The organism is Pseudoalteromonas sp. NH0006-46, assembly GCF_057547735.1.
The window spans coordinates 705,538-730,916 of the sequence record NZ_BAAJML010000001.1 but is presented as its reverse complement, the minus strand read 5'-3'; the positions used below and the strand labels follow the sequence as shown (position 1 = coordinate 730,916).

Below are 25,379 nucleotides of genomic sequence, written 5' to 3'. Positions count from 1 at the left end.
TGAGCTTAGGAAGTAAAAACCAGCTTCACGCATTGATAAATGAGTTACAGGCAAAGCTAAATAGCTTTTGTTAAAACTCGCTAAAAGCACTTAACTGTCAGCTTAATCTTAAAATATAAGCGCCTAAGAACTGGTCATAGGATTATACGCTGTAAAGGGTTTATGAATAGGCGTTTAATCATATTAAAGATTAAAAAACGTGTAAATATACAGCTGTAAATTGTAAGTTACATTTTATTTAATGCCATTTAGAACAAAACTATTTGAGTTTTACTGAAGTAGTTATATCGTGCGTGTAAATTAATAATAATTAAGGTAATTAAGTGCTCAAAAATAAAACAATAGGCAGCATGTTAATCGTAGCTGGTACCACAATTGGTGCTGGCATGCTTGCTTTACCTATCGCCTCTGCTGGTTTAGGTTTTATGACTGCACTTGCACTTATTGTTGCAAGCTGGGTATTAATGACTTACACCGCTTTACTGATGTTAGAGCTACATCAATTTGCCCCACGTGATGCCACGTTAAATACACTTGCTAAACGCTGGCTTGGGAAGCGCGGTCAATACACTGCCAATTTTTCTATGGTGTTTTTATTTTATGCTTTATGCGCAGCGTATATTGCAGGCGGTGGTGCACAGCTTCAAGAACGAATTAATCTTGGGTTTGATTTAGACATGGCTCCCCAATTTGGGTCTGTCATATTAGCGGTCATTATTGCAAGCGTAGTTACACTGGGAACAAGCAAAGTAGATAAATTCAATAGAGTGCTATTTACAATTAAAGTGATTGTTTTAGCCAGCCTATTTTATATGCTTACACCTTATGTACAAGCCAAGCATTTACTCGAAATGCCAGTACAACAAGGATTAATATTATCCGCGATCCCTGTCGTCTTTACCTCTTTTGGATTTCATGGCTCTATTCCATCAATCGTGAAATACGTAGGCCTTGACGTAAAAACGCTTCGTAAAGTGATGATTGCAGGCGCGGCACTTCCTTTAGTAATTTATATTTTTTGGCAATTATTAAGCCAAGGTATTATGAGCCAAAGCGATTTACTTAATAGCGAAGGTTTGAGCGGGTTTGTAGCCAGTGTTGCAAGCATTGCACATAATTCAAACGTGTCGGTAGCGGTAAAGTTATTTGCCGATTTAGCACTAGCAACTTCATTTTTAGGTGTAAGCTTGGGTTTATTTGACTTTTTTGCCGATACATTCAAGCAAGTCGATAACAACGTAGGCCGAATTAAAACCGCGCTTGTTACGTTTATACCGCCTTTGGGGTTTGCCCTTTTTTACCCGCAAGGGTTTATTATGGCTCTAGGTTACGCTGCTATAGCTTTAGTTATATTAGCTGTATTTTTACCTGTTGCTATGGTTTATAAGCAACGAGGTTCAGTAAGCACTGTCACTGGTTATAAAGTACAAAGTGGTAGTATTGGGCTATTAATTGCTGGGTTATGTGGCGTGCTAATAATTGCTGCGCAATTTATGCAAATGGCGGGGTTTATACCCGCAATTGGTTAAACCGTACTTTTGTAACAACAAAATTTAGTTAATAAAAAACCGCATACCATTATTAATGGAGTGCGGTTTTTTTATATTAACTACGCTTATTTACAAACGTCAGCCACTGCATTTGCAAAGTAATCAAGGTTTGCTTTGCTAACACCCGCTACATTTACGCGGCTTGAGCCAACAATGTATATACCGTATTCTTTTTGTAATCGCTCAATTTGCTCTTTATTAATACCCAAGAACGAAAACATACCGTGTTGACGTTCAATAAACGAAAAGTCTTGCGCTATGTCTTTTGATGCTAGACTTTCTTTAATTAAACTACGAAGGCCATTAATACGTGTACGCATTTCATCAAGTTCAGCATGCCACATTTGCGTAAGCTCTGTACTGCTTAGAATAGTGTTAACAATATCAGCGCCATGTGCCGGAGGCATTGAGTAAATACTACGTACCACACTTAACATTACTGAGTTAGACACATCAGCTGTTGCACTGTCTTTTGCGATTAATGAACATGCACCTATACGCTCACGGTATAGACCAAAGTTTTTAGAGCACGAAGAGCAAATAATTAACTCTTCTACGGCGTCGGCTAAAATACGTAGCCCGCGTGCGTCTTCTTCAAGTGAAGAACCAAAACCTTGATAAGCAATATCTACTAACGGTGTAAAGCCAACCTCTTTGGCAAGCTCTGCAACGGTTTTCCACTGCTCTTCGTTTAAATCCATACCACTTGGGTTATGACAACATGCATGTAACAGCACTACATCACCCTTTGGTACTTGCTTAAGGGTATTGATCATTTCATCAAATAACAGATCTTTATTTTCGTAGTCGTAGTACGGGTATTCTTTTACGGTTAAACCTGCCGCTTCAAATAAACTAATGTGGTTTGCCCAAGTCGGCGTTGTAACCCATACGGTTGCATCTGTATTACAGCGTTTAATAAATTCAGCAGCAACACGAAGTGCGCCTGTACCACCTGGTGCTTGTGCAGTACGAACACGATTTGCTAATAATGCTTGGTGCTCACCAAGTAATAGCTGTTCCATTTTTTGACAGTAATCTAAGTTACCTGCTAAACCAATATAAGATTTGCTTGTTTCATTTTCCAAACGGAACGCTTCTGCTTTTTTTACTGCATTTAGTACAGGTGTATTGCCGTGCTCATCTTTGTAAACACCCACACCTAAATCAATTTTATTAGGGTTTGTGTCTTGTTTATAGGCCGCCATAAGGCCAAGGATCGGATCAGTTGGTAATGGTTTTAATACTGAGAACATGGGCTATCTCTTATCTATATTTATGGGTTAGCAATTAAGCTTAGCTTAACATAAAAGCACATCACGTTGACTAGTGTTATTTACACTAGTGAATGAGGAATTTTAATACAACATGCAATTAAAATGGCCAGTGCTTTTTCATCAAAAAAATCATTATTAAATGCTTCCGCATCAATAATACCTACGCAATCATTTTGAGCATTAAACAAAGGCAAACACACTTCAGATTTAACTTTAGGGTCACAGGTATAATATTCTCCACCTTGTGCCAAGTATTGCTCTATATTATTAATAATGCGGCCTTTTTGAGATAAAGCCACTTGAACGTTATTGCTTCCTGCAGCAAAGGCTTGTGTAAGCGGAAATAAAGGACGGCTAGGCACGCCATGATAAGCAAGCTTTAATAGTTGTTTACCTTCGTTAGTGTTTGTTGATTGATAAATACCATACCAGTCAACACCCGTTTGCGAGTGTACATAGTTAACAATACTTTGCAGCTGTGCAAGCTTGTCATTGGTATTGCTATCGTTATTTATGAAATCAGCAAGGTTGAAAGGCTCATCTTGCAAGTAACCAAATAAGCTACATGCTCCGCCTTCGCCTAATTCAGGTATTTGATACTGCCAACGAGTTTCTGGCAAAGATGTATGCGCAAGATAATTCTCGAGCTTTTCAAGCTCGGCTGAAATTAAGTTTGCATCGACGCTTAACTGCGCTTGCGTTAAATAAGAAGAAATCATTTGGCCATCCATACATCTAAAGTTTTGAGGATAATAGCATGGATATTTTCGCAGAGCTAGATCAACTTATAGCACATTTCAACTTGGTTACCGCTTGCGTTGTAAGTCACTTTTTCTGCTATTTCTTCAAGCAATGACAGGCCCCGACCAAATTCATTATTACCACTCATTACATCATTTGACTGACTACTAAACCCCCTACCCGAGTCACAAATCATAAAATGGAGGCTAAGTGTATCTGGGCAATAACGTATATCAATGATGATCATGGCATCTTTTAGCTCACTTATTGCCTTTTCACGCATTTCATAAAATTTAAAAAAACCGTCTTCCTGAAGTTTAATCGCAGAGTCTAATCCTAAAACACCATGATCAAGTGAGTTATTGTAAGCTTCAGAAAGGAGTAAAAATATGTTTGAGCGGTGATCATTTAATCCTTCAATTCGACTAAGAATATTTACAATGTCATAGACGGGGTCAGTTTGTTTAATTTGTTTTGAATTTAGGCTCAATGACAAATTAAAAGCAAGCGTTGAGAAAGGTTCTCTGGGCTTTTCTTCCATCGGCAAAGGCAAGCAGTTTAGAAGCACAATGCTTACATCATCTTGTTGCTGTAAGCCTTGTGCAAAATCGCTGACATGAGCAATTATATCCTCACAGGTGATCATAGGCTTACTTTGCAGGGTGGCTATTAAGCGGTCTTCGGCAAAAAAATCATCTTGTTTATTTGTCGTTTCTATTATGCCGTCGGTAGCAAGCACTAAACGCGTATCACTACTGACTTCAAAATGTATTAAGTCGTACTCAAATTCATGTTTGTCTAATATGCCCAGTGCCATGTGCTGAGACTCTAGCGTTTTTTTTATATTGCCTTCGCTATCAATCAAATATGCATCAGGTAAGCCACCAAGCCACGCTGATATACTTTTTCCAGATGCACTGAGCTCTACAATAGTCGCCGCACAAAACATGTGCCCTGGTAGCAGGTTGTATAAAAGCGTATTTAACTCAAAAGCAATATCATTAACGGCCTTGCCTTTATTTACCATTGTATAAAATGCACGAGATACAGGAAGTGCACCAATAGCAGCTGCTAGACCATGCCCGGTAAAATCGCCCAGCATACAATACAAGTTACCTATTGGACTTTGCGCAACTAAAAACATGTCGCCGTTAAACATAGAAGCGGGAGATAAATTAAAGTCGAGGTGCTGCTTAAAACCATCTTGATTTTCGAGCGAATTATTAAAAATATGCTCAACAATTTCGTGTTCACGCTCAATTTGATTATGGTGATATTCGAGAAGTTGCTTTTGCTGATTCGCTTTTTTACTTAATTCTCGGGTTCTTCTATGCGCTTTAATTTTTGCGTTAAGAATTACTTTATCAAATGGTTTATGAATAAAGTCATCCCCACCAACCTCCAAACATTTTTCAAAACTTGCTTTGTCATCTAAAGAAGTAATAAAAATAATAGGTAGATAAACGTCACTGTGATTATTTTTTATTATTTTGGCGGTCTCAAAACCGTCCATAACTGGCATAATTACATCGAGTAACACAATGTCTATGGGTTCATGTTCGAGGATTTTAATAGCTTCTTGGCCGTTATAGGCCATCGATATTTGATAGCCCTCATCTTTAAGCATTTGACTTAGTAAAATACGGTTTAATGCCTGATCATCGACAATAAGAACGTGTGGTGCCATTAGCTAATGTCAAATTTCTTATCGAAGCGCGATATTTGTAGTATTTTTTTAAGCTGTGGCTGGCAATTAGTAATTTCAAACACAGTCACTTTATCTTCTAATGTTTTTTTCATATTTAAAAGCATACCCAGGGCAGAACTATCCATGTAGTCAGTTTCTCTTAAATCAACAATAACTTTATTAGTGCCGTTGTCTATTTGTGCATAGGCTTGGCGAAAAGACTGAACTAAATTAAAGTCAAACTTTCCCTTTATTTGTATTGTTAGCGCTTTTCCATCGGCTGATGTACGAGTAGTTAAATTCATTGATTTCTCCGTTAAATGTATCTTTGACTAAATATAACCTGTTAAAACTATTTAGCAAAAAGAAAAACACACAACAGCAAATTTGCTATCATTTACGCCATTATTTAATACATTTTGACTGAATAAGGTAAACCATGACAGATAGTCACTTAGTATATTCAACAAGCACTGGACGCATTGACCAGCCAAAACCAGAAAAAGAGCTTGATATTAAGCTCTTCAAAGATGGTTTTGTGCGTATTGAGCGTCAAACAAAAGGCCGTAAAGGAAAAGGCGTAATGCTTGTAGTTGGCATAGACCCAAAAGAACATGACTTAAAAAAGTTAGCTAAAACAATAAAAAGTAAAATGGGCCAAGGCGGCGCTGTAAAAGAAGGTATTATTGAAGTTCAAGGTGATGACCGAGATAAATTAAAAGCGATTTTAGAAGGCTTAAAATTTAAAGTGAAAATTGCGGGTGGTTAACCCGCAATTATAAACTACATTACTTTTTTAAATGGTACTTCACCCAGCTTAGTATATAAGTCTGGTAAATCAGATTCAGGAATTGGGCGGCTGTAATAGTACCCTTGCACTATAAAGCAGTTGTTATTTTGTAAAAACTCTACTTGCTCTATGGTTTCTACCCCTTCGGCAACGACATCTAAATTAAGCTTTTGAGCCATTGCTATGATAGCGGCTGTAATTTCCATATCGTTGCTATCTTCTGGGATATCTTGCACAAATGAACGATCTATTTTGAGTATATCCACCGGAAAGCGTTTTAAATAACTCAGTGAAGAATAACCCGTTCCAAAATCGTCAATTGAAATAGAAATACCTAACGCTTTTAACTGATGAAGTTGTGTAATAGCGGCCTCTACGTTCCCCATTAACATGCTTTCGGTTAACTCTAAATGTAAGCGCTCAGCCGATACACCTGATGTAATAATCATTTTACTTAGGGTTGGCACAAGATTCGAATCTTTAAATTGGCGAGCAGATAAGTTTATAGATACATTATTTTCACGGTTTTGCTCTGTTAATCTCACAACAAAATTACATGACTCCTGTAATACCCACTCACCTAATTCAACAATAAGCCCTGTCGCCTCAGCAATCGGAATAAACTTATCCGGCGGTATTAACCCTTCTGTTGGGTGGAACCACCTTAATAAGGCCTCGTATCCAACAACCTGTTGAGTACGGCTATCGATTTGTGGCTGATAATAAACCACAAACTGGTCTTCTTTTAATGCAATACGCAGTTCGTTTTCAATGAATAAGCGCTCATTTGCGGCCGCATTAAGTTCTTGGCTATAAAAGTGGAACGTATTACGCCCTTTTTCTTTTGCCTCGTACATCGCTAAATCAGCATGCTTTAATAATTGGTCCTCTTCTAGGCTATCGTACGGCGCCATAGTAATACCAATACTGGCACTTATAATGACCTCATTATTGCCCAGCATGATAGGCATACTAAGTGTTTGCTGAATTGTATTTGCCACATCGGTTGCGTGTTCTTGGCTTTCGATACCACTCAATAGTACTGCAAACTCATCACCACCCAAGCGTGCAATAGTATCTTCAGAGCGAAGACGTTTTTTAAGTCTATTTGCAACCTGTATTAATAGTTGATCGCCCGCATCGTGGCCAAGGGTGTCGTTTATGCGTTTAAACTCATCCAAATCAAAGTAAAAAAGTGAAAACGCGTAATGACCGCGTTCTGCAAGTGCAAGAGATTTGCGCAGCTGCATTCTAAAGAAGGTTCTGTTTGCCAAACCTGTTAGCGTGTCAAAATAAGCCAACTGTTCCATTTTGCGTTGGCTTTCTTTAACAAACGAAATATCTTGTGCAGAAGCAACATAACTGGTGATATTGCCCCCCTCTTCACGTATTGGTGAAACGCTTAATGAAACCCATATAGGCTGTTTACCTTTGCTTTCAATTAAGGTATCGCCGCGCCAATAGTTGCGACTACGAAGATCAATATCAATATCTTCAACCAAAATCGCCATATCTGAAGCAACAATATTTAAAAGGGGTGCTCGGGTAAAGTGGCTTTCAGGGTACCCAGTCATTTCTAACATTTTAGGGTTAACGTATTCAATAACAAAGTTTTCGTCAGTTATAACTACACCTGTTCCTGAGAAAGCGACTGCTTTTGATAATCGGTTAGCTGCTTTTTCGGCTATTTCTTTTTCTGAAATTCGCTGGTTAAGTCCGTCAATTAATTTACGAATTTCAATCGTCATATCTTTAAACGAACCGTTAAGCGTACCAATTTCGTCTTTGTTCTCTTCTGGGAATTTAGTATCAAGTTTTCCTTGTCCAAAACTCGACACCGCATAAACAAGTGAATGCAATCGGCGTAACACAAGATGCTGCAATGCTTGATGCAATAACAAGGCAACTAAAATAGCGTAAAGAATAAAGAGGCCAAAAAACTTAAACTTTAAATCTTGCAGTGCAGACAATGTAGAAGAACGCTTTTTATAAACGCCTATATACCAATCTAGCTCATCAATTTTTTGAATATTGATTAAGTGTGCCTCATCATTTTGTAAAAATGAGCTGGCATACTCGGGAAGCTTGGTCGCAATTGCTTCACCAATAATTGACTTTAGTTGTGGGTTTACAAACTCGTCCATAACTACTGTTTTGTTATTTTTTCCGTATTCAGCAAGTAATGAAGCACTTAAATCTGGGTGAGCTAATAATTGGCCTTTGCTATCAAAAACGAGTAAGTTTTTTTCTTTGTCTCCTATAGGTAAAAAAGACACGAGTTTATTAAGCGTAATATCACTGCCTGTAACCCCTATAAATTCATTATTCGAATAAATAGGAACCAGTAAACTGATCACCCAATCATGCCATACCCTATCGTAATAAACCTTTGACCATTCTGGTTCTATTGAGTTACCTAAGCTTTCTCGAACATACTTGTAAGTTGAGCCTGCGCTTACCCGAAAATCAGCAGGGGCATTTAACGCCCAATTAGGAGGCGATATCCTAATAAAGTCATCATTCGTAATAAGGTAAAAATTGTAGAAGTCATAAACTAATGTTGGTGAAATAACATCCCAGAGTGCTTCAGAATTATTAAATAGCTGTTTGTAAAAAGGGCTGTACTTTTCTTGTGGTAAAAAAGCGGCGGATAAGCCATCAGATGAAGCGCTTCGAATCGTACCATCACTGTTAAACTGTAGTTGCGCTTTACTGGTTAGATCAATGGGGGAGTTTTTTTGAAATAACTGCTCATTAACTATGTTGTTAGCTTGCTTAGCAATATTTACTTTAGTTTTTATTCGTTCTTTAAATTGCCTTACTAATAAATCGGTCGAGCTTTTTAGTACTTCATGCTCTTCAAAAACCAGCTGTTTTTCCTCTGATTTAAGCATAAAAAATGCAGCACAAACACCCGCAATTAAACAAATTGAAGATATAAGTAACGACAGTTTTACACTTAAAGAGTTTATTCCAAAACGCGATGGAGGGCGTCTATATAGCACAAGCCAACCTTAATTATTAATAATTGTTATTATTTAGCTGTTAATGAAATATACCAGATTCAAATTCATTATTATAAATTTTTTGTAAACTTTATAAAAAAATTACAAAAGTTGAAATAATCAATACTTAAGCACTATGTTAGTAAAGTATGTTATTGACATTACTCCTAACTCTCCATACATTAAGTGCATGAACATATTTAATTCTCGCACTATTTTTTCTTTTTTTAGCTTCTTTATTTAAAGAGGCTTGTCTGTTTGTGAGATAAATCAATCGAATAGTAAAGCCTCCCAACTGGGAGGCTTTTTTGTATACGCTGCGTTTACGCAGATTAATTTTGGAATGAGGAAACCAAAAATGACCAACGATGTTTTAAACACCTTAAGACATGATATAAACGAAATAGATTCTGACTTACTCGTACTGCTAGCTAAGCGACGTCGTATTAGTCACGGCGTTGTCGAATATAAGATTGCTAATAATAAACCCATTCGTGATGAGGCTCGTGAATTAGCATTGCTTGAAAAACTCATTGGTTACGGTAAATCACTCGGCTTGGATGCGTATTATGTAAATAACGTTTTTCAAACAATCCTGGAAGACTCCGTATTACACCAGCAAGCAATGCTTCAAAAAAATCTAAATCCTGATGCTTTAAGTGAAACACATCGTGTGACTTACCTTGGTGGGCAAGGCTCATATAGTCAGTTAGCTTGCCATAAATACTTTAGTCGTCGTCCAGGAAAGCTTGTTGAAATAGGTTGTTCATCGTTTGAAGAAATCACCTCAAAAGTAGAAAACGGACAAGCCGACTTTGGTTTACTTCCCATTGAAAATACAAGCTCAGGGAGCATTAATGAAGTATTTGATTTGCTTCAGCATGCGCAAGTCTCTATTGTTGGTGAAGTAACACACAGTGTTGAACATTGTTTATTAGCTTCACCGGACACTCAACTAGCCCAAATTACAAAATTATTTGCGCACCCTCAACCGTTTGCTCAATGCAGCCGCTTTTTGCAAGGGTTAGGTGATTTACAACAAGAAACCTGTGATTCAACATCCTCGGCGCTTCAATCTGCGCTAAACACACCAAATAGCGCTGCCATTGGATCAGCCCAAGCCGGCAAGAATGTAGGACTCGAAGTTATTAAATCAAACTTAGCTAACCAAAGCGAAAACCACAGCCGCTTTATAGTCGTAGCGCGTAAGCCTTTACATGTGTCGAATCAAATACCAACAAAGACCAGTTTAATTATGTCTACTAAACAACAGGCTGGTTCACTTGCTGATGCACTGATGATTTTTAAGCAACACAAAATAAACTTAGTAAAATTGGAATCTCGTCCTACTCCGGGCAATCCGTGGGAAGAAGTGTTTTATGTTGATTTAGAGGCAAATCTAGCCGACGGCCAAGTAAAAGAAGCGTTAGAAGAACTTAAAGAACATACCCAATATGTCCGCATATTAGGCTGCTACCAAAGTGAAACATTGCAAGCCGTCAGTGTTAATACTTAAATATAAAACTAAAAGGGGCCAGATTCGGCCCCTTTGAGATTGCATTATTAATGTCACAAATTTAGTCGAGTACTTTAGCGTCATTCGCTTTGTTAAGTAAGCTGCGGCTTTGTGTCAGAAAATGCGCAGTAGAGTCTGAAAAATAAGATTTTGCATCGGCAAATGCATCTATTAACGCCGCTTTGTTGCCATTCCTTAATTTTTCGAGTGTTTGTGCAAACGTATCTTGGTATTGAGCCAATAGACTTTCTACATCGTCAAATTGAGCTAACATAATATCTGAATAAAGTTCGGGAGATTGTGCAAACAAGCGTCCTACCATCATTAGTTCTAATTGGTATATTGGCGACGAACAGCTTCGTAACTCTGCCAAAGTATGGCTTTGTTTTGCTAGAAACTGCCCATAAACAAACGTTGTTAAATGTCGCATTACCTGAATTATTTGCATAGCTTCATCGTGTTTTTTAGCATCTAGCTCTACAAGCTGACATCCCCACACTTGTAACTGCTCTAATAGCCCTTTGGCCGCTTGATGATGCCTGCCTTCACAAACCACCACGGTTTGTTTTACCCAATGTGAAATATCTGGGCCAAACATTGGGTGCAAACCGACAACCGGGCCGCTATGTGCAGCCTTTAGCGCTTTAATTGGCGATTGCTTTACTGATGTTATATCAACAAGCAAACACTCTTCATCTAGTTTCGGTAGTTTAGCAACTACAGATTCTAAAGCATTAATTGGTACACTGATCATAACCAGTTTTGCGCCACTCAAAATTTTGTGAGCATCATCTTGTTGATCTTTATCTAGCACTTTAACTTCGTAGCCCGAGCGCATAAATTGCTGCGCGAATAACTGGCCCATTGCCCCCTGCCCACCCACAATAACTATAGGAGAAAGCGATGGCGCTACACAAGCTAGCTTAGCCTGCTGATTTTGATATGCTTCACGCATCATCCGTCTGAGAATGTCTTCTACTAAATCAGGGCTCACACTTTGGCTAATTGCTTCTTCCCGCCTTGCTGCTAGTAACTCAGCTTCACGTTCTGGTGCATGTAAAGGCGCACCTGTTTGCTGTTTGATTTCACCGATTTTTTGGGTAATACCATTACGTTTAGCTAGTAAGGCAACCAGCTGCGTATCACATTCATCTATGCCTTTTCTCAGCTGGGCTAAATCACTTATATCTGCCACGTTCAATCTCACCATAAAAACCAAATATCGTAAATATAAATTTACATAAAGGTAAACTAATCAATACAATAAATACTAACAGGATATGTAAACCGTTAAAAGAGCAGAGCAAATATAGATTAGTAAAAACCGAAGTTGTAGCACAGAGGTAATAGAGAAATAACTCACTGACTGTTAACCAACTTAACATTAGATTGCAAAGCGTATGCTCAATAATGTTTTAAAAAATTTACGCATCGCAAAAAAACGGCTTATAACAACAAAAATTTTCAATAACATCTAGGAAAGTTTTGGTTGTTAGAGTAATTAATACCTATTTGATTAATCGAATAATCTATTTGGTAGTTATTAAACCCTGTTGGTAGCACAAAAACTTATTGGTTGTTCTGCATCATAATTATTAACGCGATTAGCGTCAGTAATTCCCCCCTCAAACAAGTTAAATATTACAAAACACCTGAACTCTTATTCAAAAAAGTGTTCCTTTATAAAAACGAAAACGGGTTGCAATCCGAAGACTGCAACCCGTTTTTTTGCGTTGATATACAGCGCGTATTAGTTAAGTTTTTCTCTAATACGTGCAGATTTACCAGAACGCTCACGTAAGTAGTAAAGCTTAGCACGGCGAACTGCACCGCGACGCTTAACTGTTACGCTATCGATAAGAGGGCTGTGCGTTTGGAATACACGCTCAACGCCTTCACCGTTCGAGATTTTACGAACAGTGAATGCTGAGTGAAGACCACGATTACGCTTAGCGATTACAACACCTTCAAAGGCCTGTAGACGCTCTTTAGCACCTTCTTTTACTTTTACCTGTACAACCACTGTATCACCAGGGCCAAATGCAGGTACGTCTGTTTTAAGCTGCTCTTCTTCAAGCGCTTTAATAATATTTTGGTTTACTTTTGCCATTATGTTTCTCACTTTCCTAGGTGTAACTGTCTTCTAGCCACAAGCTTTTTGGTACTCTTGCTGAAATTCTGCGAGTAATACCGCTTGCTCCTCAGTCAGAGCTAGGTTATGCAACAAGTCAGGACGTCGTAACCAAGTTCTGCCTAATGACTGCTTAAGCCGCCACTTTGCTATCGCTTGGTGATTACCACTGAGCAATACAGCAGGAACCTGTTTGTCGTCCAATGTTTCTGGTCGTGTATAGTGAGGACAATCTAGCAAGCCATCCGAAAATGAGTCTTGCTCTGCTGATTGATTGTGTCCTAACACGCCTGGCACCAATCGCGCTACTGCGTCAATTAGTGTCATGGCTGGTAGTTCACCACCACTCAAAATAAAATCACCAATTGACCATTCTTCGTCAACGTATGACTCTATTATTCTCTCATCTACACCTTCATATCGACCGGCAATCAAAATCAGTTTTTCAGAGTTAGCTAATTCGCTAGCCCCTTGCTGATCAAGTTTGCGCCCTTGTGGGGACATATAAATTACTTTAGCACCGTCGCCTGCCGCTTTTTTAGCATCAAGGATGGCTTTTTCTAATGGTTTAACCATCATTAACATACCCGGTCCGCCCCCGTAAGGACGATCATCTACGGTTTTATGCTTATCTAAAGCATAGTCTCGAGGATTCCAGCAGTTAAAATCGATTAATCCATTTTTTACTGCGCGACCAGTAACCCCTTGTTGGGTAATAGCATCAAACATGTCCGGGAAAAGGCTTATCACCCCTACCCATAATGAACTAGTTTGAGTCATTAAAACCCAGGATCCCAGTCTACGGTAATTTCTTTTACGTCGTATTTAACCTCTTTTATAACTGAGTCAGTTAAAAAAGGAATTAAACGCTCCGATTGACCAAATGCATCTTTACTGTTTGCTTTCACAACCAGTACGTCATTTGAGCCTGTCTCCATCAAGTCATCAACAATGCCTAAGTTATAACCTTTATCAGTCATAACCGACATGCCAATGAGATCTCGCCAATAAAACTCACCTTGCGGGAGTTCTGGTAATTGCGTTGCATCCATTGAGATTTCTGCATGGGTATAAGCCATTGCTTCGTCTCGGTCGTTTACTTGCGCAAATTTAGCGATAAAGCCTTTGTTGTGGCGACGCCAGTCGACCACTTCTAAGGACTGCCATTTACCTTGTTGCCCTATCAACCACGGGCTGAAATCGAAGATCCCTGCGGGATCATCAGTAAATGAATGTACCTTAAGCCAGCCCTTTATACCATAAGGGGCGCCGAGCTTTCCTACGACAATTATTGATGAGGTGTTCTCTTGACTCATGGTTACACTTACGCCTATTAAGCCGCTTTACGAGCGTCTTTAACTAATTTAGCTACACGATCTGAAAGACCTGCGCCCTGACCTACCCAGTGATCTACACGAGATAAATCTAAGCGAAGTTTTTCTTCCTGACCCGAAGCGATTGGGTTAAAGAAACCAACTTTCTCGATGAAGCGACCGTCACGCGAGAAACGGCTATCCGCAACCACAATTTGATAGAAAGGGCGTTTTTTAGCGCCACCACGTTGCAAACGAATAGTTACCATACCGTCCTCTAAATAGATTGACTGTTTTCATTAATAAGATTTACTCCCCAGTATGGGGAGCCGGTGAATTGTACGAGTTTTTAGCAATAACGCAAGTAAGAAGTGAAGCAAAAAGCCAGTTTAGTAGGTTAAACCGTGATCTAGGCTAAAAATTAGAGCTAATGCAGTATTGAGTGCATAAATTATTCAACAAAAAAGGAGCGTTATGCTCCCTTTTTGTATTCATTGTGCTCAAATTAAACACAATGCTTATTCAATTTCTAGAATTTTGGACCGCCGCCACCCATCATGCCAGGTGGTAACATCCCTTTCATACCGCGCATCATTTTTTGCATGCCGCCCTTGCCTTTCATTTTTTTCATCATTTTTTGCATTTGCGTGAACTGTTTAAGTAGCTTATTTATCTCTTGTACTTGTGTGCCTGAACCAGCTGCAATACGCTTTTTGCGCGACCCTTTAATTATTTCAGGACGAGCACGCTCTTGCTTTGTCATAGAACTGATAATGGCTTCCATTTGGATAAATGTTTTATCACCCATTTGGCCTTTCACTGCATCTGGTAAGTTAGACATACCAGGGAGTTTATCAAGCATCGACATCATCCCCCCCATATTTTTCATTTGCTTTAACTGATCAGCAAAGTCATCAAGTGTAAAACCGGCACCTTTAAATACTTTTTCGGCAACTTTTGCAGCTTGCTCTTTATCCACTTTCATTTCGACTTCTTCGATTAATGAAAGTACATCACCCATGCCTAAAATTCGCGATGCAATACGATCAGGGTGAAATGGTTCAAGTGCATCGGTGCGTTCACCAACACCCATAAACTTAATTGGTTTGCCGGTTATGTGACGAATAGATAAAGCAGCACCACCTCGAGCATCACCATCTGTTTTTGTTAGTATTACACCGGTAAGCGGTAGAGCTTCGTCAAATGCTTTTGCAGTATTTGCCGCATCTTGACCTGTCATAGCATCAACAACAAATAGTGTTTCGATTGGATTTATCGCTGAATGAAGATCTTTAATCTCATCCATCATATCGCTATCCACGTGCAAGCGACCCGCAGTATCAACTAGTACCACATCGATAAATTTCTTTTTAGCGTGAGTAATAGCAGCTGTAGCAATATCAACTGGCTTTTGTGATATGTCACTTGGGAAGAAATCTACATCAACTTCCGTCGCTAGCGTTTCAAGCTGTTTTATTGCTGCAGGACGATAAACATCGGCACTTACAACAAGCACTGATTTTTTCTTGCGCTCTTTTAAAAACTTAGCAAGTTTACCCACACTGGTCGTTTTACCCGCACCTTGAAGGCCGGCCATCATAACAACTGCTGGCGGTTGTGCATTAAGGCTTAGCTCTTCGTTTGCTTCGCCCATCGCTTTTTCAAGCTCTTCACGCACAATTTTTACAAACACTTGTCCAGGCGTTAAGCTTTTAGTTACTTCAACACCCACTGCACGTTCTTTAACTTGCTTTACAAAATCGCGAACAACTGGCAAAGCTACATCGGCTTCCAAAAAGGCCATGCGCACTTCGCGAAGAGTATCTTTGATATTGTCTTCTGTTAGGCGGCCACGGCCACTGATATTTTTTAAGGTTTTACCTAATCGTTCTTGGAGATTCTCAAACATGTATCGGTTCCGATAAAACGTTATACCAATTTAATTACGCAGCCGATTTAACTAGCGGCTCGACTAATGATATTGATATTATTAAATTTGAATTAAAAACAGTATACCGTAAATAGTGGCGGACAATACAGTGTTCAAGTGCAGTGAATTAAGTTTCTTTTTTAAGGTCTATTCATTTGCGTTGCTATAAAATACAATGCGTTTGTACTTGAAAGGATTTTTTTTGACTCAAATTAAGTGGCCCAAGCAAAATGCTGATTATCAGTTTAACTATTATCACCAGTATATTTTATGTGTTAGCAACGTCACATGTACTTTCACGGCTTTTTCATAAACAAGGCCCTAGCCAAAAAATAACGGTCATTTTAAGTACTGTTGCTATATTGGCGCATATGCTGTTATTGGTAAATTCGGTATTTCGATCTGACGGACAAGATTTAAGCATCGTAAATGTAGCACTGCTGACTTGTTGGGTTATAGTTGTATCTGTGACTGCCGTGTCGCTTAAGTTCCCAGCTACTTTATTATTGCCTGTGGTGTATGGATTTGCAGCCCTTTTAACTGTTGCGAGCTTGTTTATACCCCATCATATATTACTGCAAAGTATAGACGTTGAGCTTGGTTTGGTTGCTCATATATCACTTTCCTTACTTGCTTATTGTATTTTGATTATTGCAACCTTATACGGCGTACAATTTTATTTTATAGATAAACGCCTTAAGCGCAAAGACCTCGCTATTGTGCACAGTCATTTGCCTCCACTGATGGTAGTGGAGCGCCAGCTATACCAACTTCTTAATCTTGGCACAGCACTGCTTACAGTTGCGCTCGTTTGCGGATTTGTATTTCTCGATGGCATGTTTGCCAAAGAGTTTATCCATAAAACCATACTTTCGTTGGTAGCATGGGCAATTTTTGTTGTTGTCGCACTTGGCCATATTAAACAAGGCTGGCGTGGTAAACCTGTGGTCATTACCATCATGGTTGCAGCATTCACCCTCACATTGGCCTATTTTGGCAGCCGTTTTGTACAAGAAGTGGTGCTAAACAAGTTTTAACTTGACTCTAGTAGCTCACTCTAGCTTAATACGCATTGATTTATAAAAAAAGGATCCATCGTTGGACGACATATCGACAAGTACCCTGTTTATCTCATTAGGATTATTGGTACTTTTTTCTGCTTATTTTTCTGGTTCAGAAACCGGGATCATGTCAATCAATCGTATACGCTTGCGACATCTTGCAAAGCAAGATCACCGCGCAGCTAAACGAGTCAGTAAGTTACTTAGCCGTCCCGATAGGCTTATAGGTCTCATTTTAATTGGTAACAACTTAGTAAATATAGCGGCGGCTCAAGTAGCCACTATTATAGGTATTCGTTTATATGGTGATTTAGGTATTGCGGTAGCAACAGGTGTGCTTACCTTAGTTGTACTTATATTTGCCGAAGTAACGCCTAAAACACTTGCTGCGCTCTATCCTGAAAAAGTAGCCTTCCCAAGCTCAGTAATCCTTAAAGGGTTACTTAAAATAATGTTCCCGTTTGTTGTAGTTGTAAACTGGCTAACTAACGGCATATTACGTTTATTTGGTATTAGTGCGGCTCAAATTGATGAGCACAGCATGAGTAAAGAAGAATTAAAAACGGTAGTTAATGAGTCAGGTGCTTTATTACCTGCTCGCCACCAGAGTATGTTGACTTCTATTTTAGATTTAGAGCAAGTCACTGTTGAAGACATTATGATCCCACGTAACGAAATTGTGGCGATTGATATAAACGACGATTGGAAAGTAATTAGCCGTCAACTAACACATGCGCAGCATACGCGTGTTTTACTGTACCGTGATAACATTGATGATGCCGTTGGTTTTATTCACTCACGTGATGCACTGCGCCTTTTAACAAAAGAGCAGTTTGACAAACCGTCGCTGTTGCGTGCCGTTCGCGAAATATACTTTATCCCTGAAGGGACGTCACTAAATACCCAGCTCTTTAAGTTTCAACAATCCAAAGAGCGAATTGGTATAGTGGTCGATGAATACGGCGATATTCAGGGATTAGTAACACTTGAAGACATTTTAGAAGAAGTGGTGGGCGACTTTACTACCACTCAAACGCGTACGCCAAGTGAAGAAGTAACTACGCAATCTGATGGCTCGTTTATTGTAGATGGTGGCGCAAACGTTCGTGACTTAAACAAAGAAATGGAATGGGACTTCCCTCTTGATGGTCCTAAAACATTGAGTGGCTTAATTGTTGAATATTTAGAAGATATCCCCGACGCAAATATCAGTTTACGTATTGCGGGTTATCCATTAGAAGTACTCGAAGTAAAAGAAAACATGATTAAGTTAGTTAAAATACAGCCTAAAAAGCGTACTCGCCAATAACAAATAAGGAGCCAATAGGCTCCTTATTCACGCTGTTTTTCGATTACGTAAATAACCGTTCCAACCAACCTTTATCAAGTTCATCCTCACATCGTTTTAATTGCGCACCATAACGGCTCGCTCTGTTTTTTACCTTGTTAGCTACGCTCATGAGCCACTTTTTTTTCTTGTAAGTGCCACGTTTATATCCACCCCAACCTTCATGATAATTGAGGTATTGAGCGTAAGCATCCCATTTAGAAATGCCGTTTACTTTATGCGTTTTATAAACAAACCATGCCATAAAGTCGATTGCATCATCAAAGTCATCTCTATCAGCTCCGCTGTTCCCTGTTTCACGAACGTAATCAGCCCAAGTTGGTGTTTTGGCTTGTGAATAGCCATATGCCGAGCTTGCTCTACCTGTTGGTATTATCCACAAAAAGTATTCCATTGGTGGCGCTGCATCGTGTTTAAATGAACTTTCTTGATACATCATGCTCATGAGTACATGTTTCGGAGAGCCCCATTTATCTTGCGCGTCTTTTGCATCAAAGTACCAGTCAGGCTTTTCTTCAAAAATTTTACAAAGATCATTTGGCTGTTTAGGGGGCGCTGTAGCACACCCGGCAAGGGTAAAAGCGAGAGTGAGAGATAAAATAAGTGCTTGTTTGTTCATTTTTTGTGTTCTCACTGAACTTTTATAAAAAGTGTCGGTCGTAATAATTAATGCAGCTGTATAGCATTGTTTCATCCCTGAATAGTATTTACGCAGCCATATAGGGCTGCGTTTTTTTTGCGTACGTGTTGAGTATCAGTTTTTATGGAAGTAAACATCTAAAAACACTGTAAACGACTGCGTATCTGCATCCTCTATACTACGCTGGGCTTCATTTGACTGCTCAACTTGCTGCTCAAGCCACGGTTTTAAAAACTCACTGTAGTCTGTGTTTACGTGGCTTTGCTTATACTTATTTGCTAAATCTAAGGCAAAATGACCATTGTCTAAACCTGACTCTTTTAGTTTTGCTACGTATCGCCCAGAGTAAGTAAGCGAAGGATCATTAACCCATGTGCTCATGCGCTCAATTGTTTCTGAGTAGTAACTAACGCCGTAAGCTTTATCCATCCACTTTGCAACATCTGTTAATTGAGAGAATATTTGATGACCCCAAGATTGCAGACTACGCGGAGTATTATTATCATTGAGCATCAACCCTTGCTCTCTGCCCTGATTTACCACCGCATCTAAGTTTTCAGTACTACGAGCTTGTTCTTGCCAATCCATTTGTGGTGAATCTTTTAATAAGCAATACGTTAAAAATACATCTAAAAAGTGAATTTGCTCTATATCGATACCCACTTCACTAAACGGATTTACATCTAGTGCACGAATTTCTACATACTCTATACCTGCCCTTAATAAAGCATCCGTTGGTGTCTCACCACTGTTTGCATTACGTTTAGGCCGAATTGGCGAGTAAAACTCATTTTCTATTTGAAGAATGTTTTTATTTAACTGTTTTGGCTGTTCGCTAGTGTAGTCGTCAATATCACTGTAAATATCTGATGGCGTATTGATAGCTTTTTTCAAACCGGCAACGTATTCATCAAGCGAGTTATACATAACACGCAACGACGATTGTGCACTATTTGTGTACCCTAAGTTACCTAAACGCAGAGCAGTTCCTACCTCTAAATATAAGGTGCCTTTACCTAACTTTTTAAATGGTAAATCTGTTTTTCGACCTTGCAAAAATGAGTTACACAGTGCAGGCGATGCGCCAAACATGTAACTAATAAGCCACAGCTCACGTTTAAAGTTTCTTATCAGGGATAAATAACCATCAGATATAAAATCTTGCAAGCTCGCATTACTTTGCTTTAACGAGTGCAGAGACTTCCAAAGTGACTCTGGAAAAGAGATATTAAAATGCACACCAGCAATAGCCTGCATCATACTGCCGTATCGATTTTTTAACCCTTCACGGTAAAGCGTCTTCATTTTACCTATATTTGAGCTACCAAACTGAGCAAGTACAATATCGTCTTGATGATTTATAAAACAAGGCATACTGATGGGCCAAAGCAGTTCATCACCCATATTTTCAAGCGTAAATTTTTGAAGGTCGCGCAGCTGCTTCAGGGTCTGTGTTGATGACTCGCTAACAGGCGTAATAAACTCGAGTAAAGACTCCGAAAAATCAGTCGTTATGTGCCCGTTAGTTAATGCACTCCCCACCCCTTTTGGATGACCTTGAGAAGAAATAGCACCGTTACTTTGAATTCTTAGCGACTCGCGTTCAATGCCACGCTTAATGCCCTTAATTGCGTTTTGGTGTTCACCAGTTGATAACGCGTTAAGCGCATTTGTTAGATCATGTGTTGTCAAAAATATTTCCTCAGGCCACGTGGCGTAATCATTCGGTTATGGGGGCTAATTACCGATTACTCAAGATTAAATTGTTAAGAACAATATAGTTTTTTCAATTAGTCCTCATATCCATGATTTGAGCATACGCTTGATATAACTATCTTCATGCAATGATGTTGTAATCTTGCCATTGCTATTCACTTTATACAATTGCTTTACGTAGCTATTTGCTAATAAAGCAGTATTAAACCAAGCTGTTCAAAAGACCTGTAATTAATAATAAACAATTCAAACTTTATTTGGTAAACATTGTTAACTAAAAAAAACTTGATACAGATCAATAAAGCATTAGATTTACCTTAAATATAAATATAAACGAGCTGTAATTTTGCTTTGTATAAATAACTGAATATACTTCAATTAATTAAAAAGGATGATAGTGAATGCAATGCACAGTAATAAAACACTAATTAATGAAGAAGTTCTCTTTGATGAGTCACAAGAGCTTGTTTCTACAACCGATCTACGAGGTGTTATTACATACGCCAATACAGAGTTTTGCACCGTTGCGGGTTACTCAATACAAGAGCTTGTTGGCAAAAATCATAATATAGTTCGTCACCCAAATATGCCCAAAGCGGCGTTCAAAGAAATGTGGGAAACATTAAAACAAGGTCACTCTTGGCGCGGTATGGTAAAAAACCGCTGTAAAGATGGTCGCTACTATTGGGTTGACGCTTTTGTTACCCCAATTTTTGAACATGGTCAGCTCGTTGGTTATCAATCAGTAAGAACAAAGCCAAGCCAAGCGCTTAAAGATAAGGCGCAAAGCTTATACGATACACTTAATGCTAAAAAATCGTTATTTAGTATTCGTGAGCAAACAGGAGTAAGGCAAAGTATCACCATCGCGTGTGTGTTACTTTGGTTAATAAGCTCTGCGGTATTTGGCCCAATAGCCATTACTTTGCTTAACGTTATTGTTTGTGTATTAGTAGTCGCCCTAAATTACGATGAGCTTGTTGCAACCCCAAAAATATTACGTGAGCATAAAGCGAAATCAGATTCTGTTTCTCGCTATATTTACAGCGGCACCACAGCCCACAGCGTGAGTGACTTCAAAGAACAACTGCTAAATGCCAAGTTGCGTACTGTACTTGGGCGAATGAAAGATTCAACTCTTAATTTTAATAGTATTGCGACTAATTTAGACAAACAATCAACACTTACAGAGCAAGGAATTGCCTCTCAGGGAGAGCGTTTAGAACAGATTGCATCTGCGATGACACAAATGGGATCGACCATTGGCGAAATTTCAGTAAACACAGCTGAAACCGCAGATAAAGTTAATGCAACACACAGCAGTTGCTCTGAAATTAAAATACACATTGCCGATAACAGTAATATGATCTCAGATCTGGCCGTTCAAGTTGAGCATGCAGCAAGCACTGCAAGCAGTTTGGCATCAGAAGCTGATAAAATTGGTCAAGTAATGAGTGAAATAGAAGGCATTGCAGATCAAACAAACCTACTTGCACTTAACGCAGCAATAGAAGCAGCAAGGGCAGGTGAACACGGAAGAGGGTTTGCTGTCGTTGCCGATGAAGTTAGAACTTTATCGTCTCGTACACAAAGTGCTACAACACAAATTCACAGCTCAATAAAAGAAATACAAGATACCTTATTTAGCTGGTCGAAGGTGATGCAAGATACTAAAGAACAGGCAGATAATTGTGTAAATACCACAGAAAAAACGCAAGTGGAACTGGAAGGTATTTTTTCTCAAATTAGTGAAATATCGCATTTAGCCATTCAAATATCGTCTGCAGCAGAAGAGCAACAAATGGTGAGTAACGATATCAGCAACAATGTGACTGATATTAAAGCCTTTGGCGATAACAATTTGAGTTTAAGCTTTGAAGTAGCTAAAGGTGCAGCAGAACTGGTTGAAGGCTCACGAAAAGTAAATGACCTACTTTTAACTTTTAAAGTATAAACATTATAGGTTAAAAAACCGCTTAGTTGTATGAGGTAGGAAACTAAGCGGTTTTTATAATTATTTACCGGCTAGTAAATACTAACCCATCACTGCCAGCATCAATAACAATGACACATCCCGGAATATAATCACCATTAAGTAACTTTTGCGCCAACGGATTTTCAATTGTTTGTTGAATGGCTCGTTTTAATGGACGTGCGCCGTATACAGGATCAAATCCACTTGCAGCAATAGTGTCGAGAGCTGCGTCGCTAATTTCTAATAAGTACCCCATCTCAGTTAAACGTTCACGTAATTTCATTAGCTGAATGTCAGCAATTTCTTTAATATGCTGATTCGCAAGCGGATGAAATACCACGGTTTCGTCAATGCGGTTTATAAACTCAGGTCTGAACTCGCTAATCAATACATCCATTACTTTTGATTTAAGTGTTGTGTAATCATTATTACCCGCTTGTTCTTGAATAATATCTGAGCCTAAATTTGAAGTCATAATAATTACTGTATTTTTAAAATCAACAGTACGCCCTTGTCCGTCGGTTAACCTGCCGTCGTCGAGTACTTGCAATAAAATATTAAACACGTCGGGATGTGCTTTTTCTATTTCATCAAGCAATATGACCGAATATGGCTTACGGCGAACAGCTTCTGTTAAGTAGCCCCCTTCTTCATATCCTACATAACCAGGAGGCGCTCCCACTAAACGAGCAACAGAATGTTTTTCCATAAATTCAGACATATCAATGCGTACCATGGCATCTTCTGTGTCAAACATAAACCCAGCAAGGGCTTTAGTCAGCTCTGTTTTACCTACGCCTGTTGGCCCTAAAAACAAAAATGAGCCAATCGGTCGGTTAGGATCAGCAAGCCCAGCTCGAGAGCGACGAATCGCATTTGACACAGCCACAACGGCCTCGTCTTGCCCTATTACTTTACTATGCAGTTGATCTTCCATTTGCAACAGTTTTTCACGTTCACCTTGCAACATGCGTGACACTGGAATACCTGTCCACCGAGAGAGTATTTCTGCAATTTCATCTTCGCCTACTTGGTTTTTAAGCAACGTCATGTCTTGCATTTCAGCTTGTGACGCTAAATCTAACTTGCGTTCAAGCTCTGGAATACGACCATATTGCAACTCAGACATGCGCTGTAAATCACTTGCTCTGCGAGCAACGTCTAAGTCGAGCCGAGCTTGCTCAAGCTCCGCTTTAATTACTTGCGTACCTTGCAGTGATGCTTTTTCTGCATTCCAAATTTCATCGAGTTCGCGGTATTGGCCGTCAAGATCGGTTATAAGCTCTTGCATTTCACTGCGGCGCTTTTGACTCGCCTCATCTTTTTCTTTAGCGAGAGCATTATCTTCAAGTTTTAACTGAATAATGCGGCGTTCAAGCTTGTCCAATGACTCAGGCTTCGAATCTATTTGCAAACGAATAGAAGAGCCGGCTTCATCAATTAAATCTATTGCTTTATCAGGTAACTGACGGTCGCTAATATAACGATGCGATAACTGCGCGGCAGCAACAATTGCAGGGTCGGTGATTTCAACTGAGTGATGCAGTTCATAACGTTCTTTTAAACCACGCAATATTGCAATAGTGTCTTCAACTGAAGGCTCTTCGATTAATACTTTTTGAAAACGGCGCTCAAGGGCTGCATCTTTTTCTATGTATTTACGGTACTCATCAAGCGTAGTTGCGCCTACACAATGCAGCTCGCCACGTGCGAGCGCAGGCTTAAGCATATTGCCTGCATCCATTGCGCCATCGCTTTTACCTGCACCCACAATGGTATGAATTTCATCAATAAATAAGATGACTTGGCCTTCTTCTTTTGCCAACTCGTTTAAAACCGATTTTAAACGCTCTTCAAATTCACCTCTAAATTTAGCACCAGCAACCAAGGCTCCTAAATCAAGTGACAGTACGCGTTTATTTTTTAATCCCTCTGGTACTTCACCATTAATAATACGCTGCGCTAAGCCTTCTGCTATGGCGGTTTTACCAACCCCAGGCTCGCCAATAAGTACCGGGTTGTTTTTAGTTCTGCGCTGTAATACCTGGATAGTACGGCGTATTTCGTCGTCTCGACCTATAACGGGGTCAAGCTTGCCTTGCTCTGCGCGTTCGGTTAAATCAATCGTGTATTTTTCTAATGCTTGACGCGTTTCTTCCGCATTCGGGTCGTCAACCTTTTGACCACCACGGATTGCTTTTATAGCGCTTTCTATTTTTGTTGCAGTGATATTAAGTGATCTCAATATATCCCCAAGTGGACCTTTGTCATCGCACGCAGCAAGAACAAATAACTCACTAGAAATAAATTTATCTTTGCGCTTTTGAGCGTACTTATCACATAAATTTATAAGCGTAGCCATATTATTAGATAACTGTACATCGCCCCCAACCCCTTCAACTTTGAATAGCTTTTCTATTTCTTGGGATAACTTTGTATTAAGCTCGTCTGCACTGACACCTGTTTGAGCAAACAGTGCACGAACGCTTGAGCCGCTTTGCTGGAGCAATGCATACATTAAATGAACGGGTTCAATAAATTGATGGTCGCGACCAAGGGCCAGCGATTGCGCATCAGAAAGCGCAGATTGAAATTTACTTGTAAATCTATCTAAACGCATGGGGGGTTACCTATTAAAAAATCTAATTGATTAATAAATGGGTATGTTGCACGATTTGTTCAAGATGCTAAAGAAAATA

Annotated in this window: 20 protein-coding genes; 6 read left to right on the top strand and 14 right to left on the bottom strand. The window is 39.3% G+C overall.

Annotated features, from left to right (window positions below):
- Positions 1–323 precede the first annotated feature (323 nt).
- Positions 324–1,529 carry an aromatic amino acid transport family protein gene (locus tag AC27I2_RS03335; RefSeq protein WP_487203485.1) on the top strand — a complete coding sequence of 402 codons (1,206 nt, stop codon included), beginning with the start codon at positions 324–326 and terminating at the stop codon, positions 1,527–1,529.
- 86 nt (positions 1,530–1,615) lie between these two features.
- Here the strand turns inward: AC27I2_RS03335 and AC27I2_RS03330 are convergent, their stop codons facing one another.
- From AC27I2_RS03330 to AC27I2_RS03315, 4 genes are all read right to left on the bottom strand, one after another.
- On the bottom strand, positions 1,616–2,806 hold the full coding sequence (locus AC27I2_RS03330) for an amino acid aminotransferase (protein WP_058551026.1): 1,191 nt from the start codon (positions 2,804–2,806) through the stop codon (positions 1,616–1,618).
- Between the two features lie 80 nt (positions 2,807–2,886).
- Positions 2,887–3,546, bottom strand: a complete 660-nt coding sequence (locus AC27I2_RS03325) for a GAF domain-containing protein (protein ID WP_487203484.1) — start codon at positions 3,544–3,546, stop codon at positions 2,887–2,889.
- A 56-nt stretch (positions 3,547–3,602) separates the two neighbouring features.
- Positions 3,603–5,255 carry a SpoIIE family protein phosphatase gene (locus AC27I2_RS03320; protein ID WP_219421694.1) on the bottom strand — a complete coding sequence of 551 codons (1,653 nt, stop codon included), beginning with the start codon at positions 5,253–5,255 and terminating at the stop codon, positions 3,603–3,605.
- Positions 5,255–5,560 carry an STAS domain-containing protein gene (locus AC27I2_RS03315; protein ID WP_058551023.1) on the bottom strand — a complete coding sequence of 102 codons (306 nt, stop codon included), beginning with the start codon at positions 5,558–5,560 and terminating at the stop codon, positions 5,255–5,257. Before AC27I2_RS03315 ends, AC27I2_RS03320 begins: the two co-directional genes overlap by 1 nt.
- 134 nt (positions 5,561–5,694) lie before the next feature.
- Here AC27I2_RS03315 and AC27I2_RS03310 point away from each other — a divergent pair, with 134 nt between their 5' ends.
- Positions 5,695–6,024 carry an SUI1 family translation initiation factor gene (locus AC27I2_RS03310; protein ID WP_058403457.1) on the top strand — a complete coding sequence of 110 codons (330 nt, stop codon included), beginning with the start codon at positions 5,695–5,697 and terminating at the stop codon, positions 6,022–6,024.
- Between the two features lie 14 nt (positions 6,025–6,038).
- Here the strand turns inward: AC27I2_RS03310 and AC27I2_RS03305 are convergent, their stop codons facing one another.
- Positions 6,039–9,050 (bottom strand): bifunctional diguanylate cyclase/phosphodiesterase, encoded by a 3,012-nt coding sequence (locus AC27I2_RS03305; RefSeq protein ID WP_487203483.1) that lies wholly within the window; start codon positions 9,048–9,050, stop codon positions 6,039–6,041.
- A gap of 358 nt (positions 9,051–9,408) precedes the next feature.
- Between AC27I2_RS03305 and AC27I2_RS03300 the strand changes: the two genes are divergently transcribed.
- The gene (locus tag AC27I2_RS03300; RefSeq protein ID WP_487203482.1) at positions 9,409–10,566 is read left to right on the top strand and encodes a chorismate mutase; all 1,158 of its coding nucleotides are present in this window, start codon (positions 9,409–9,411) and stop codon (positions 10,564–10,566) included.
- 61 nt (positions 10,567–10,627) lie between these two features.
- Here the strand turns inward: AC27I2_RS03300 and tyrA are convergent, their stop codons facing one another.
- The 6 genes from tyrA to ffh form a co-directional block, all read right to left on the bottom strand.
- Positions 10,628–11,761: a bifunctional chorismate mutase/prephenate dehydrogenase gene (tyrA, locus tag AC27I2_RS03295; RefSeq protein WP_138528687.1), complete on the bottom strand. Its 1,134-nt coding sequence runs from the start codon at positions 11,759–11,761 to the stop codon at positions 10,628–10,630.
- 555 nt (positions 11,762–12,316) lie between these two features.
- Entirely contained in the window at positions 12,317–12,676 is a 360-nt protein-coding gene (gene rplS, locus AC27I2_RS03290; RefSeq protein WP_008132530.1) for a 50S ribosomal protein L19, read from the bottom strand.
- A 33-nt stretch (positions 12,677–12,709) separates the two neighbouring features.
- The gene (trmD, locus tag AC27I2_RS03285; protein ID WP_058403460.1) at positions 12,710–13,477 is read right to left on the bottom strand and encodes a tRNA (guanosine(37)-N1)-methyltransferase TrmD; all 768 of its coding nucleotides are present in this window, start codon (positions 13,475–13,477) and stop codon (positions 12,710–12,712) included.
- The gene (gene rimM, locus AC27I2_RS03280; RefSeq protein WP_058403461.1) at positions 13,477–14,013 is read right to left on the bottom strand and encodes a ribosome maturation factor RimM; all 537 of its coding nucleotides are present in this window, start codon (positions 14,011–14,013) and stop codon (positions 13,477–13,479) included. The genes trmD and rimM overlap by 1 nt, the downstream gene beginning before the upstream one ends.
- A 17-nt stretch (positions 14,014–14,030) precedes the next feature.
- The gene (rpsP, locus tag AC27I2_RS03275) at positions 14,031–14,279 is read right to left on the bottom strand and encodes a 30S ribosomal protein S16 (protein WP_006792801.1); all 249 of its coding nucleotides are present in this window, start codon (positions 14,277–14,279) and stop codon (positions 14,031–14,033) included.
- Between the two features lie 260 nt (positions 14,280–14,539).
- Positions 14,540–15,919, bottom strand: coding sequence for a signal recognition particle protein (gene ffh, locus AC27I2_RS03270; protein WP_006792800.1), 1,380 nt, complete (start codon positions 15,917–15,919; stop codon positions 14,540–14,542).
- A gap of 251 nt (positions 15,920–16,170) precedes the next feature.
- On the opposite strand from ffh, the gene AC27I2_RS03265 reads away from it, so the two are divergent.
- Positions 16,171–16,977 (top strand): cytochrome C assembly family protein, encoded by an 807-nt coding sequence (locus tag AC27I2_RS03265; protein WP_219421690.1) that lies wholly within the window; start codon positions 16,171–16,173, stop codon positions 16,975–16,977.
- A gap of 61 nt (positions 16,978–17,038) precedes the next feature.
- Positions 17,039–18,310, top strand: a complete 1,272-nt coding sequence (locus AC27I2_RS03260; protein WP_138528692.1) for an HlyC/CorC family transporter — start codon at positions 17,039–17,041, stop codon at positions 18,308–18,310.
- Between the two features lie 43 nt (positions 18,311–18,353).
- Here the strand turns inward: AC27I2_RS03260 and AC27I2_RS03255 are convergent, their stop codons facing one another.
- Together AC27I2_RS03255 and gshA are read right to left on the bottom strand one after the other, a co-directional pair.
- Positions 18,354–18,968 carry a transglycosylase SLT domain-containing protein gene (locus AC27I2_RS03255; protein WP_058403561.1) on the bottom strand — a complete coding sequence of 205 codons (615 nt, stop codon included), beginning with the start codon at positions 18,966–18,968 and terminating at the stop codon, positions 18,354–18,356.
- A 135-nt stretch (positions 18,969–19,103) separates the two neighbouring features.
- The gene (gene gshA, locus AC27I2_RS03250) at positions 19,104–20,681 is read right to left on the bottom strand and encodes a glutamate--cysteine ligase (protein WP_487203481.1); all 1,578 of its coding nucleotides are present in this window, start codon (positions 20,679–20,681) and stop codon (positions 19,104–19,106) included.
- A 430-nt stretch (positions 20,682–21,111) separates the two neighbouring features.
- Here gshA and AC27I2_RS03245 point away from each other — a divergent pair, with 430 nt between their 5' ends.
- Positions 21,112–22,659 (top strand): methyl-accepting chemotaxis protein, encoded by a 1,548-nt coding sequence (locus tag AC27I2_RS03245; RefSeq protein WP_487203604.1) that lies wholly within the window; start codon positions 21,112–21,114, stop codon positions 22,657–22,659.
- Between the two features lie 64 nt (positions 22,660–22,723).
- Here AC27I2_RS03245 and clpB read toward each other — a convergent pair whose 3' ends face one another.
- Positions 22,724–25,300 (bottom strand): ATP-dependent chaperone ClpB, encoded by a 2,577-nt coding sequence (clpB, locus tag AC27I2_RS03240; protein WP_487203480.1) that lies wholly within the window; start codon positions 25,298–25,300, stop codon positions 22,724–22,726.
- Positions 25,301–25,379: the final 79 nt, after the last annotated feature.

What these genes read in the sequence shown, in the direction of transcription:
- AC27I2_RS03265 (WP_219421690.1), top strand. Translation starts at nt 16,171, where the DNA reads ATGCTGATTATCAGTTTAACTATTATCACCAGTATATTTTATGTGTTA.
- trmD (WP_058403460.1), bottom strand. Translation starts at nt 13,477, where the DNA reads ATGACTCAAACTAGTTCATTATGGGTAGGGGTGATAAGCCTTTTCCCG.
- AC27I2_RS03300 (WP_487203482.1), top strand. Translation starts at nt 9,409, where the DNA reads ATGACCAACGATGTTTTAAACACCTTAAGACATGATATAAACGAAATA.
- rpsP (WP_006792801.1), bottom strand. Translation starts at nt 14,279, where the DNA reads ATGGTAACTATTCGTTTGCAACGTGGTGGCGCTAAAAAACGCCCTTTC.
- AC27I2_RS03245 (WP_487203604.1), top strand. Translation starts at nt 21,112, where the DNA reads ATGCACAGTAATAAAACACTAATTAATGAAGAAGTTCTCTTTGATGAG.
- rplS (WP_008132530.1), bottom strand. Translation starts at nt 12,676, where the DNA reads ATGGCAAAAGTAAACCAAAATATTATTAAAGCGCTTGAAGAAGAGCAG.
- clpB (WP_487203480.1), bottom strand. Translation starts at nt 25,300, where the DNA reads ATGCGTTTAGATAGATTTACAAGTAAATTTCAATCTGCGCTTTCTGAT.
- AC27I2_RS03255 (WP_058403561.1), bottom strand. Translation starts at nt 18,968, where the DNA reads ATGAACAAACAAGCACTTATTTTATCTCTCACTCTCGCTTTTACCCTT.
- rimM (WP_058403461.1), bottom strand. Translation starts at nt 14,013, where the DNA reads ATGAGTCAAGAGAACACCTCATCAATAATTGTCGTAGGAAAGCTCGGC.
- AC27I2_RS03325 (WP_487203484.1), bottom strand. Translation starts at nt 3,546, where the DNA reads ATGATTTCTTCTTATTTAACGCAAGCGCAGTTAAGCGTCGATGCAAAC.
- ffh (WP_006792800.1), bottom strand. Translation starts at nt 15,919, where the DNA reads ATGTTTGAGAATCTCCAAGAACGATTAGGTAAAACCTTAAAAAATATC.
- AC27I2_RS03315 (WP_058551023.1), bottom strand. Translation starts at nt 5,560, where the DNA reads ATGAATTTAACTACTCGTACATCAGCCGATGGAAAAGCGCTAACAATA.
- AC27I2_RS03310 (WP_058403457.1), top strand. Translation starts at nt 5,695, where the DNA reads ATGACAGATAGTCACTTAGTATATTCAACAAGCACTGGACGCATTGAC.
- AC27I2_RS03330 (WP_058551026.1), bottom strand. Translation starts at nt 2,806, where the DNA reads ATGTTCTCAGTATTAAAACCATTACCAACTGATCCGATCCTTGGCCTT.
- AC27I2_RS03320 (WP_219421694.1), bottom strand. Translation starts at nt 5,255, where the DNA reads ATGGCACCACACGTTCTTATTGTCGATGATCAGGCATTAAACCGTATT.